The sequence below is a fragment of the Vagococcus sp. WN80Y genome, from assembly GCF_059621045.1.
In genome coordinates this window covers 1-10,844 of sequence record NZ_JCAQHY010000102.1, presented here as the reverse complement: position 1 = coordinate 10,844, position 10,844 = coordinate 1, and the positions used below count along the sequence as shown (strand labels likewise).

Annotated in this window: 9 protein-coding genes; 8 read left to right on the top strand and 1 reads right to left on the bottom strand. The window is 37.6% G+C overall.

Annotated elements, in window-relative coordinates; all coding sequences use genetic code 11:
• Positions 1–666: IS30 family transposase (locus tag AC5KOD_RS03755; RefSeq protein WP_496913197.1), on the bottom strand; the 666-nt coding region annotated here is incomplete at its 3' end.
• 286 nt (positions 667–952) lie between these two features.
• Between AC5KOD_RS03755 and AC5KOD_RS03750 the strand changes: the two genes are divergently transcribed.
• The 8 genes from AC5KOD_RS03750 to AC5KOD_RS03715 all read left to right on the top strand — a co-directional run.
• On the top strand, positions 953–5,323 hold the full coding sequence (locus tag AC5KOD_RS03750; protein ID WP_496913196.1) for a hypothetical protein: 4,371 nt from the start codon (positions 953–955) through the stop codon (positions 5,321–5,323).
• A gap of 142 nt (positions 5,324–5,465) precedes the next feature.
• Positions 5,466–6,239, top strand: coding sequence for a WxL domain-containing protein (locus AC5KOD_RS03745; RefSeq protein WP_496913195.1), 774 nt, complete (start codon positions 5,466–5,468; stop codon positions 6,237–6,239).
• A gap of 53 nt (positions 6,240–6,292) precedes the next feature.
• On the top strand, positions 6,293–7,369 hold the full coding sequence (locus tag AC5KOD_RS03740) for a WxLIP family cell surface protein (protein ID WP_496913194.1): 1,077 nt from the start codon (positions 6,293–6,295) through the stop codon (positions 7,367–7,369).
• 43 nt (positions 7,370–7,412) lie between these two features.
• Positions 7,413–7,727, top strand: coding sequence for a hypothetical protein (locus tag AC5KOD_RS03735; protein ID WP_496913193.1), 315 nt, complete (start codon positions 7,413–7,415; stop codon positions 7,725–7,727).
• On the top strand, positions 7,724–8,425 hold the full coding sequence (locus AC5KOD_RS03730; protein ID WP_496913192.1) for a WxL domain-containing protein: 702 nt from the start codon (positions 7,724–7,726) through the stop codon (positions 8,423–8,425). The genes AC5KOD_RS03735 and AC5KOD_RS03730 overlap by 4 nt, the downstream gene beginning before the upstream one ends.
• Before the next feature lie 25 nt (positions 8,426–8,450).
• Positions 8,451–9,251, top strand: coding sequence for a WxL domain-containing protein (locus tag AC5KOD_RS03725; RefSeq protein WP_496913191.1), 801 nt, complete (start codon positions 8,451–8,453; stop codon positions 9,249–9,251).
• Between the two features lie 74 nt (positions 9,252–9,325).
• Positions 9,326–10,450, top strand: a complete 1,125-nt coding sequence (locus tag AC5KOD_RS03720) for a WxLIP family cell surface protein (RefSeq protein ID WP_496913190.1) — start codon at positions 9,326–9,328, stop codon at positions 10,448–10,450.
• A gap of 77 nt (positions 10,451–10,527) precedes the next feature.
• Positions 10,528–10,844: hypothetical protein (locus AC5KOD_RS03715; protein ID WP_496913189.1), on the top strand; the 317-nt coding region annotated here is incomplete at its 3' end.

Below are 10,844 nucleotides of genomic sequence, written 5' to 3'. Positions count from 1 at the left end.
CTGTTTCATTGCTTTCAACATACAATGGGAGTCTTGATTCGCCATCTTAATCGCAACGTATTTCCGTGTCTTTCGCTCTACAAACGTTGCTAAACAAGCTGATACACCACGTTTAGACACAACTGAGTCAGCTTCCCAATGACCAAAATCGGTGCGATTAATGAGTTCTTCTGGTCGGTCATTTACAGTCCTATTTTTGTAAAAACTGGAGACGGGTCGTTTAAGGGCTCTTCCCTTATTCTTCCGTTTATGTCTTTTCCCATGATGTCGTAAGTTTTTTATGTCAAAGTCAATAATTTGTCTATAGATCCAGTTGTAAATCGTGTTTCGACAAAGTTTAATACTCCGTACGGCATGGGCAATTTGTTCTGGTGACCACTTCATATCGAGGTATTTCTTAATGGTTCTAACGTTATGGATCGTGGCTTTGGTAGTGGTACCACAATTCGCTTTTCTCATGCGGGCTAAATGAGTTGCGCCACTTGCCTGATAAGGCAGCGAGGCAAGACTATTTGGTTTTCTAGTCTCGGAATTCCGTTTAATCTCTCTTGAAATCGTTGAGCGATGTCGACCTAAACGAGCGGCTATTTCAGATTGAGAGAGTCCGTCGAATAACCAAGCCTCAATTTTGCCGCGATCCTCTGATGATAAGTGATTATATGACATAAATAACCTCCGTGTTAGTTAAAAGATGTGTAAGTTAATAATAACAGTCAATTAATGAAAAGAGTTAAAGGGTGTTGCACTTCATTCTGACACGTAGGAGTAGATTTTGTAGGAGTAGTTTTTTAGTGCTGAACTAGCTTAGTTGTTTTTGTGGAGAGCGTGTTTATTCACATTAAGATTTTTTACTATTTTTCAGAATAAGACCTTTTATTTTGTTAAGTAAAGGAGAAAGGGAGCAGTAATAATAATGACAAAGAAAATAAGTATCATAGGAGCACTGATATGCATGATGATAGTAGGCTTTTCTGTATTCAACTATACAGAAAAAATATCTGCAAAATCTCAGACAATCAAATTATCAACTCAATCCTCAACGGTATCCTCAACTGAGATAGCTACACTTAATGTGGAAGACGAAGACAATTTTGAAAAAGCTGTCACACTTGTTTTGCCTGAAGGACTAACGTTGGATTTATCTCAAACATTGCTTATAAATAAGCTAGAGAAAGGAATTAGCTATGACTCTAAGAGTAATGAGGTAACTGTCTGTCTATCAAAAGAGCGAAAGCAAGAATCCAGTGTGCAATTACTAATTCATGGTACCCTCGGAGAATATACCTTGAGAGCTTCATCAAAGGGACAATTATCTAATAACATTACGTTAATAGTGGCGACGCCTGTAAGTGAAGAAAATAAACAAATAGAAAGTAGCAAAGAGTCAGCGGCTGTTAGAAAAAGAGATGAACAATTTTCTGAAAGTGATGTTCGTGGTGAAACGAAAAGTTCTGCAGGAGATAAGCTTACATTAGGATTTAGCACTCCAAGTAAGACTAGTTTATCAGGCGCCACAGACAGTGTTGGCTTAAAAGTCACTCCTGGAACAACTGATACAGCTAATCCACTTTATAATGGAAAATTAACAATAAAAATTGGAACAGGTTTATGGTTAAAAGGTTATACCAAGGATTTGACTGCTAGTTCAAAGATAAAAGATTATCAATATAGTTATATTGATAATACGTTGGTGTATTTGTTTAAGGATGGATTGAGTACAACTGATTTACCATCCATCGTATTCGACGTAATTCCAGGCGCATTGGCCGGGAAAGCAGGAAGTACTTTTGGGCTTGAAGCGACTTTTTCTGGAACAACATCTACAGGAGCCATTTATGAAGAAAAGACTGTGACAGGGCCTATTTTTTCAGTTAGTGGGGTAACATATACTGCTCCGTCAACAACTAATTTGAAGTTTAATAAACTTCTTAGTGCCTCAGGAATGCCCGGACAAACTATTGCTTTTAGTAATAGCATAGTGACAGTTCCTGAGTGGACTACTCGTCAATTTGAAAATTTTATTATTAAAACAGAGGCAATAAATGAAAATGCAAAAGGTCATTGGGATTTTTTACGTCAAGGACCTATCACAGAAAGTGGGGCTTTAGATAAAAGAAATGATAAAAATCGTAGAGTTGTCACAAAAAAGGAGGGAGATGTCCAGACGTCTGAAACAGGTCAATATTTAATGACGCAAAATCAGTGGGGGGCTTATACAAATTTTAAGATACCAGCTAACGCTGTTCCAGGGAGCACCTACGAGTATAAATATTCCTATTATGATGGCGAACGTTTAATTTTATCTACCTCAATGATAGTGACTGTAACAGAGATTAAATCGACAGTTTCTTATCGAACTGATAGTCAAAAAGAAATAGCTGCTGGAGAAGGCTTTCTAGATCAGACAATATGGCCTAGTGTAAATACCGCTGGGAAAGGAATAACAGATAATCAGTCCGTCTATGTTGTTCCAGAAGGGTTGACTCCCGAATCTTATACTTACCGTAATAGTGTAACGTTTGGAAGTCTTTATTATCAGTACAAAACGGATTCACCAGATACTTGGACTGAGTTAAAAGAACCAGTAGCTGGCTGGAAAGGATTAACATTTAAAAATGTAAAAAATAAAAAGGACATAAAAAAAATCAAATTAGCTTATCCAGAAACAATAACAGGCTATGAGATATACTCACCTGCTCTTATTAGATATTCCTATTCAGGGGCTAAATCAGGTGATACCTATACTATTGTGAATGAGTCTAACTCTTATTTAGATAATAATAATGGTTTGTTAGTATCCGTTCCTAAATCAGCCGATTTAGTATCTACAGTTAAGGATTTTACTTCTTCTGTAAGAACATTGGGTGTAAATAATAGCGAAACGTCAGGATTTAATAGTAGTTATAAAAATGGTGAATCATTCATTACGAGACATGCGATGGTTTCACCTCAGTACGCGCCATTTGAAAAACCTTACCGATTTGTTATAGTTCCACCAGGTGTGATAGTTAAAAAGAATAGTGAAGGATTTCTCCTGCCTTTTCAAAATTCTTCTGGTTATCGTATGGGAAATTCTACGTATCGAGTAGTACCTCAACAAGGAAGTACTGTTAATGAGAGTAAAATGTTAGCAGATGGCTCAACGATTTATTTTTTTAAAGATGATTATCCTCTGACTAAGACGGACGGTACCTATGATACACACTGGAAAACGGAATACACTTTTAATATTGATAAAGCTTTTTCTGGTAATTATGATGTCTTATTTGGGTTTGGATCAGCTGTTCGAGATAATTACACGAATACTGACAAAGTCCCCTTAAGCGATTCTGCTAAGGGAGTTTCAAAAGAAGTGAGGGAATATCTTGCTTCAAAAGGAATCGAAAGTACCCAGTATGTCCCTTATCGGAACACGCTAAAAGTGGTAGAAGATAATAATTTGGAAATCTATTCAAAGGTTAAGCTCACTTCAACAGATAACTATATTAATGTGACGGATCCCACCTCACTTATGGAAACTGTTCCAGGGCAAGCAATCGATTATCAAGTAGAAATAAAAAACACTGGAACAAGAGAAATGAAAGACGTATCAGTGATTGATATCTTACCTTACGCCAATGATACAGAAATTTTGTCTAGTACAGCTCGTAATTCGGCTTTTCAATTATTCTTGACAGGCTCAGTAAAAGGCATCAAAAAAAATGGAAAAGAACTACCTATTAATGGTTATACAATGACGTATTCCGAAAGTGAAACGCCTGAACGATGGGATCGAAGTGGCAATGTCATTGCAGGTGCACCTTGGGGAAGTCTGCCAGAAAATATAACAGATGTTCAAGCTCTTAAATTAACGTTAAAAGAGTCCCTCATACCTGGTGATTCCGTTCTTTTAAACTTTAAACTTCAGGTTCCAGCAGATGCTCCGAGAAGCACTGAGGCAATCAAGTATTTAGCTTATAATACGATTGCTTATCATTCTGATAAAAAAACAGCGGAATCAAATCGTGTCAGGGTTCAAACGAAAAAACCAGGCGCTTTAGAAATTTCTGGTCATGTGTTCGATGATTTGACACTTAATGGTTTGGTGGATAATCAAGAACCGTTATTTGATAGTCAAACGGTTAGTTTGTATAAAAAAGTTGGAACAAAATTTGAAAAAATAGATGAACGACAAACGACTGAATCTGATGGTCAATCGGGGTTTTATGTCTATAATGAAGAACTTGAAAATGGTGAGACATATAAGATTGGAGTGGATTTCTCCAAGTTAATAAAAGCAGGGTATACGCCTTCTGAACTTGCTAGTGAAAATGCGAGCGTCAAGATGGATGAAACAGATAAGACATTAGGATGGTTAACAAAGAATGGTCGTAGCGAATTTATTTTGAGTGATAAAGCTATTGCAGGTCATGCACCTAAATATGAATTGAACGCGCCAGTCTATAAGGCGACAAGCCTTTCAGCTATGGTTGCTTACGAGTATTTTGATGGGACGGTAAGTCAAAGAAAATCACTTCCGTCAAAAGGAATGTCACTAAAACTACAAAAAAGCGATGGGACTCCGATTAGAGATGAGAAAGGAAAAGAGATTGTTGCTGTTGTTGGTAAGGACGGGGCAGCGAACTTTGGACAGATTCCATTGGCTGTGGGAATCGACTACCAATTGATTTATCCTAATAGTCGAGCTTATAAATTAACCTATAAAAATGATAAAAATAAAGCTAAGCTCACATATGATGATGTGATGCAGACGACTGCTGAGTTTAGTACAAATTTATCAGAGACAGGGGAAGTCGCTCAATTTAGCTTTAAAGGTATTACACCGGGAAGTACGATTATAGCCAAGACCTTTACAACGGCTTACGATGTTTTACGTTTTGGAGATGTGTCCGAATCATTGACGTTTGGAAAAAATGGGAAACTAGCTCTCTCAGTTCTCGATACTCGAACTAGTCCAAATTCATTCAAATTGGAAGTAGAGGATAGTAGGATTGTGAAGGAGCCAAAGTGGAAGATTAGTGCAACTATTGCAACTGATTTACAAGCTGTAGAAGAGGGCGAAGTGGTGGCTAAATTATCAGGAGCTTTGGAGTATGTGGAAACCATTGCTGGTGTGACAAAAGCAAAAGCATTTTTACCAGGTGTGCCATTAACCATCAAGGAAGTGACGGGAATCGGAGAGGATGATCCTGATAATGTGGTGAATATTCCAGATAACTGGACCAAAACTTCAGGGGTAGTACTTAATATTCCAGCTGGAACACCAAAATTAAAAACTTATTCAACAGAAATTATGTGGACATTAACTAATGGTCCATACTAACAAGGTGGCTAAGTCTACCTATGAAGGAGGGAAGAGGTTTCCCAAATGTAACAGGACTTTATAGGAATACACTGATATTAGAACCATCTAAGATAATGGACGGTACTTATTTCAGAAAATAATCATAATGGAGGAAATAGGAATGAAAAAATCAGCAGTCGTTTTATCAACATTAGTATGTGGGAGTCTTTTAATGAGTAGCACATCACCTGTTTTTGCAGCAGCGAATGACGCTACAACAAAAGGAAGTGTAACATTTACAGCTGGGGATGATGAAGATACAGGTGGTCCAGTGGATCCGGGAGAAGAAGGCGGAGGCGGAGGTGGTACAACCGATCCTGGTGATGGTGGAAGTTCAACAGGTGCCTTACGCATTCAACATGTGACTAATTTTGATTTTGGTAGTCAAAAAATCGCGGCAGTAGATAAAACGTATGATGCTAAAGTCGTAAAATTTATCCCTACAGACACAGAAGAAACAGAGTATTTTATGTCTAACTTCTTACAGGTAGCGGATCTTTCTGGAGAACATAAAGGGTGGAAAGTCAAAGTAAGTGCGACTGATTTTAAACTAAAAGGTGGATCAGCTACTGATACGTTAAGAGGCGCAGAAATTCGTTTAGCTGGTTTCACAGAAGGTCAAGCAACAGGCGATGGGAAAACAACGACATTGCCTACTAATGATGCTGGCAAAACTTATAAAGCTATTACTGCCACAGCAAACACTATTTATAGTGCACCAAATGAAAAAGGGTCTGGTCTTCATACGTTGGTATTTGGTGAGAAATCAATCGCTAATGCCACTGCTAATACCACACATACAGGGGTTCAATTATTTGTGCCAGCCACATCACAAGCTAAGGTCGGAAGTTATCAAGCGGATTTAACTTGGACAATTACGGCAGGACCTCTCTAAAAAATAGTTGTAATAAGTACGGATAACGATTATGGAAGAAAAGAGGAAACTGAATGCGGTTCAGAAAATCATTAGGACTGATAATTGGATTAGCGCTATTTTTCTTGATGAGTGGGACAGCATTGGCGGAAGGAATCGGTTTTTCACAAAAACCGATTCTTCCTGACAATCAAAAAGAAGGTATAACAGGTTATTTTGATTTACAAGTAGTCTCTGGTAGCTCTCAAGAATTAAAAGTAGAGCTGACAAATAGTTCTGAAGAAGAGGTAACAGTTCTTGTCGATATTAATAGTGCAAGCACAAGTGATGCTGGAGATGTTCAATACGGTTCAAGTAAAAAGCCATTAGATGCTAGCTTACCAGTATCTTTTGCCGATTTGGTTAAGTATGAAAAAGAAGTGGTATTAGCTCCAAAAACAACTATTAGCTATCCCATTATGCTGACAGTGCCAAAAGAATCCTTTGATGGTGTCTTGTTAGGTGGCATTCAATTTAAACAAAAGAAGCCAAAGAAAGACACTGATCAAGGAAAAAAAAGCTTGCAGATAGTTAATAACTATTCGTATGAAGTTGCTATTCAATTAAGTGAAATAAATACGTCCGTTCAGCCTTCTATCCAATTACTTGATGTAAAGGCCTCACAATTTAACTATCGGAATGCCATTAAAGCAACATTGCAGAATCCAGAGTCCGCAGCGATTACAGATCTTGTAGTAACAGGTAAGGTGTATAAAGAGAAGGACAAAAAGGTTTTGTATGAGCAAACAAGTCAAGGCATGACGATGGCGCCTAATTCTAATTTTGATTTTGGCGTTATGTGGGGGAAATCAGAATTCCGTGCAGGTAAATACCGATTTGAAGGGAAGGCTAAGGCAAAAGAAGGCGAGTGGGAATTTCAAAAAGTATTTGAAATTACAAGTCAAGAAGCGAAAAAACTAAATGATACGGCTGTAGAAACAGAGAAAGATAAGCTGCTTCTTTATGTTTTTATTGGAATTCTTATTTTGATTTTGCTGATAGTAGCTGTATTAATTTTGTTTATGGTTAACCGACGAACAGATAAAAAACATCAAAAAGTGGCAAGAAAAAAAACGTCTAAGTCGTCAAAAAAGAGAAAAAGAGAACATTAGAAAAGAATGTGAGAGTTATTTAGTTGAAAGGAGGGGATTTTTGGTGAAAGTTATCAGACATATTATCCAAATAAGCATTATTTTCTTAGTCATGAGTATTCCCCAGACGATAGAAGCAGCCGAAATGCAGGTGGAGAGTAGCTTTACTTATAGTGGAAAGGTAACTGATAAGCCGATACCTCCAACTGATATTCCGCAGAAGGCAAAAAAAGGTGTCACAGCATTATTGGCGGGGAATTTGCCAACTACGGGAGAAGTACAATGTCTCGGAATTATGGTATTGGGTGTGGCTATCTTATTATTAGGAATGGTTGTTTGCTATCAGCGGCTGAAGAGAACGGCAGGTGAGGCACTGTGAAAAAAAGAATTCTTTTAGTTGGTTTGCTAGTAGTAACTTTGCTAGGAAATCAATTAGAGTCACTGGCGGCTGTCTCAACATCAAATAGGGCTTCTTTCGTGGAAAATGAGGCAAAAGTACCACCTGTTAATCCATTAGATCCTGAAAAACCAATTAAACCCGTTCATCCTGGAACAGCAGGCCCTTTGAGTATCAATGAGGCTTCTAATTATCAGTTTGGGACACAAAAAATGAGCAATGAGACTACCACCTATGAAGCTCTTTTACCAGTGATAGAGGAATTGAGCCCCTTTGAACAGAAAAAAGTTCCTCACTTTATTCAAATTACTGATAATCGAGGAGGGGAAAAAGGTTGGCGATTGGAAGTACGTCAAGACTATCCCTTTAAAAATGAGAACAATTTTGAGCTGACTGGCACGAGTTTTTCTTTTTCGTCAATTACGGCTGTTTCACTGTCAGGGGGTGGGACGACTCCATTGGCTTCTTCTCAAGAACCAGTCATTTTAGACGGTGATTCTAATCAAAATGTCTCTATTGTTACTGCACAAAAAGGGACTGGAGGAGGAAGCTGGGGAATATTATTTGGAACAAAAGAAGAGGCCAATAGTGGAGTTGAGTTAACTATTCCTGGTAAGACTAAAAAGGAAGAAGGAAATTACCACACAACATTTACTTGGTCATTGGTGGATAGCATTTAAAGAAAATAGAAATGAGGAAATGGATATGAAAAAACGAGGATTATTAATTATGGGATTGGGGAGCTTAGTAGCGTTAAGCATGACTTCAACCGCATTAGCTGAAACAAAAAGTGCGACGAGTAATGGAACGGTAGGGTTTGAGGTAGATGAAGGTGGGACAACGCCACCAGTTGGTCCAACAGACCCAACAGACCCAACAGACCCTGAGTTACCAGTTGGGCCGGGTACAACTGGAGCTTTACGTTTAGATCGTGTTTCACATATTAAGTTTGGCGATAACAACAAATTGTCTGCAACTGCGCAAAATTATTATGGTTTATTTGAAACAGATTTAGGAAATGCAACCAAACAATATCCAAGTTCTCTCCAAATTACAGATGCCAGAGGTGCCGATAATTTAGGGTGGAAATTAGAAGTATCTAATGATGGAGTATTTACGAATGAAAATTCTAAAAAGATTACTGGCGCACAAATTACATTAAGTGCTTTGGAGGTTAAAGGTTTTTCTAATCAGGAAGCGAGCATGTTTCCTCAATTAGCAGCTACCTCACAAATGATTTCGACAGGTGAGAAAGTTCCGTTATTGTCTGCTGCAAATACACCAGATTCTGGCAGTGGGACAGGAATTTGGACCATGCATGCAGGAACGATTGAGGTTAAAACATCTGGTCAAGGGCAAGATGGTACGGGGACAACTGGAGAGGTGGACTTGACTAAAAAAGATCGTAATCCAGCTGTTAAGCTGATGATTCCAAAAGGACAAATAATCCAAGAGAATACGACCTATGAAACAGATCTAGTCTGGAGTTTAACTGATGCGCCATAAAGTATCTACTAATTAGGATATCACAAAAAGTGGCAGAAGAATTTCTACTGCCACTTTTCATATAGAGACAGTTTGTGGGTGAGAAAATCTTGTTAGAAAAAGAGAGGTCTCAGTTAAAGGGAATGAAGAATCAAAGGATAGATATTCGATTAACGATTAGCATTTTATTAGTAGTGTTTTGGTTTGTGGTAAAGAGTTCCTCGGGACTAGCTGCTGGTATGCCTGTTGGCATGAAAGCAATATTACCAGAAAATCAGCAAAGTCAAGCAACTTATTTTGATTTAAAAATGACTCCTAACCAACATCAGATTATTGAAGTTGAATTATTTAATACAAGTGATGAGGATGTCAAGGTGCGTATAAAGACTAATCCAGGTCAAACAAATGATAATGGTGTCATTATTTATTCAGAATCAGATGAAACTAATCGACTGCCGAGCCGAATCATTAGTTTTTCAGATATAACCAATGTTGATAAAGAAGTTGAAATTCCTAAGAAAGGCAAGCTTAGAGTTCCAATTGAATTAAAGATGCCTGAAAAGTCATTTGATGGAATCGTTTTAGGTGGAATATATGTGACATTAATCAATTCAGATGATAAAGAAGAGGTAACGGAAAATCAGCCTATGGCCGTTGTTAATAAATTTGAATACAGTTTGGGAGTTCGTCTAACTGAAACGGATGTTGCTGTTTCCTCTGACATGATTTTGAAAGAGATTAAAGCGTCTCAAATTCTTGAAAGAAATGTCATTAAAGTAACGTTAGAGAATCCAACAGCAAGTTTAATAGATGATATTCGTTTTCAAGCTAAGGTGTTTAAAAAGAATCAGACATTAGTTTATCAAGAAAGTAATCAAAGTGGTTATCGCATGGCACCGACGAGCTCCTTTGATTTTGGGATTCGAATGGATGATAAAAGATTTGAAGCGGGGACGTATCAACTAGTACTTACTGCCAAGTCAGATAAAACACAACAGGTGTGGAAATGGGATGAAGAGTTTAATATTACGAGAGAAACAGCAAAAAAATTGAATGAACAGGCTATTGGAATTGAAGAAGAAACAAATAATTGGATGTGGTTTATTTTAGGAGCTATGCTCATCATTGTTATTTTACTTGTGGTACTAATTATTCAATTGAGGAAAAAGAATGTTAAGAAAATAAGAGGGTATTCAGAAAAAAGAAAGAAAAATAGTTAGCATGTGTGTCAGCAGTTTAGCATAGAGAAAACTTCATCAAATTCGATTAAAACAGAAAGTGAGGGGAAATGTAAACAATGCGGTATGAGGTGATGGGGTATACAGTTAAATCAACTTCAGATGATGAGTACAGGCAATTGATTCAGCAAGGAAACTGTCAGAAAGTAATTGTTGCGAATACAGATAGTACCTATGATGAACAGTTTGAACAATTTTTATTAACCTATAGAGACCAGTTTCTGGTGGTACTTAATTTTCAAAGTATGGGGCTTCAGTTAAATCAACTGCTTCCAGCCCTTCAATTGATCCACGATCATCAGATTCGGTTTGACATTATGGAGCAGCCATTAGAGTCATCCTCGCGTTATTTAGATTTGTTGTATGAGTTAGCCAA

What these genes read in the sequence shown, in the direction of transcription:
- AC5KOD_RS03740 (WP_496913194.1), top strand. Translation starts at nt 6,293, where the DNA reads ATGCGGTTCAGAAAATCATTAGGACTGATAATTGGATTAGCGCTATTT.
- AC5KOD_RS03750 (WP_496913196.1), top strand. Translation starts at nt 953, where the DNA reads ATGATGATAGTAGGCTTTTCTGTATTCAACTATACAGAAAAAATATCT.
- AC5KOD_RS03745 (WP_496913195.1), top strand. Translation starts at nt 5,466, where the DNA reads ATGAAAAAATCAGCAGTCGTTTTATCAACATTAGTATGTGGGAGTCTT.
- AC5KOD_RS03725 (WP_496913191.1), top strand. Translation starts at nt 8,451, where the DNA reads ATGAAAAAACGAGGATTATTAATTATGGGATTGGGGAGCTTAGTAGCG.